The sequence below is a fragment of the Psychrobacter glaciei genome (genome assembly GCF_014652895.1).
Lineage (GTDB): Bacteria > Pseudomonadota > Gammaproteobacteria > Pseudomonadales > Moraxellaceae > Psychrobacter > Psychrobacter glaciei.
On record NZ_BMZR01000017.1, the window covers coordinates 1 to 1,180 of the forward strand.

At 46.1% G+C, this 1,180-nt stretch carries 1 protein-coding gene; it reads right to left on the minus strand.

Annotation, left to right across the window (positions count from 1 at the left end; translation table 11 throughout):
• Positions 1-1,180, minus strand: a 1,180-nt coding sequence (locus tag IE130_RS14100; RefSeq protein WP_227676230.1) for an IS256 family transposase, incomplete at both ends; no start/stop codon positions are given.

The following is a 1,180-nucleotide window of genomic DNA, read 5'->3' on the forward strand; positions in this document are numbered from 1 at the left end:
AAACATAATCATAAAGCGATTCAGAGCAGACGTCCAGTTACGAATAGGCATCGACCACTTTTTGGATGCCTGCTGGGTGGCTAAGTACACCACTTTAAACGCTGCCTGATCAGACGGGAACACCTTACGCTTATTCACCGCTGTCCGAATCACGCTGTTTAAAGACTCAATAGCATTGGTGGTATAGATGGCTTTTCTGATATCTTTCGGATACTCAAAGAACACCGTTAAGCCCTCCCAGTTATTACGCCAAGACTTAACCACATGCGGATACTTATCACCCCACACCTCATCAAAGTGCTCAAGATTGGCCTCTGCTATCTCAAGCGTATCAGCACCATAAATTGCCTTTAAATCAGCCGCTACGGCCTTCTTATCCGTCCACGGCACGAACTTCATCGAATAGCGCACCATATGAACAATGCAAAGCTGAACCTGAGCATTGGGATAAACCGTGTTAATGGCATCAGGGAAGCCCTTTAAACCATCGACACAAGCAATAAGAATGTCCTGAACGCCGCGGTTTTGTAGTTCAGTGAGAACACCAAGCCAGAACTTAGCGCCTTCATTCTCTGATAGCCACATGCCAAGCAGCTCTTTTCTACCATCAAGTCCCACTCCTAAGGCCAGATAGATCGCCTTGTTGATGATCTGCTTGTCTTGGCGTACCTTAACGACAATGCAGTCTAAATAGACGATAGGATAAACACTGCTCAGCGGCCGGTTCTGCCAAACGATAATGTCCTCTAATATGTTATCGGTGACTCTTGAGACAAGAGAGCTTGAGATGTCGACGTCATAGAGCTCTTTGATGCTCTCTACAATCTCGGTGGTGGTGTGACCTTTGGCGTAAAGGAAGATGATCTTGTTATCAAGGCCACTAATACGGGTTTGATGCTTACTGACGAGTACAGGCTCAAAGCTGCTATCACGGTCTCTTGGGGTGGATATCTCAAAATCGCCTGTGTCGCTACGGATGGTCTTTTTAGTGTGCCCATTACGCTTATTAGGCTTGTCTGCTTTCTCATGCTTGGGGTAGCCGAGATGGTCTTCCATCTCAGCTTCAAGAGCAGTGTCGATAAAGGATTGCATGAGCTGCTTCTGAAAGTCTTTGATGTCATCAAAGCTATTCATGCTACCAGCCATTTGCTCGGCCAGTTTTTTAATGTCAGATTGGTTA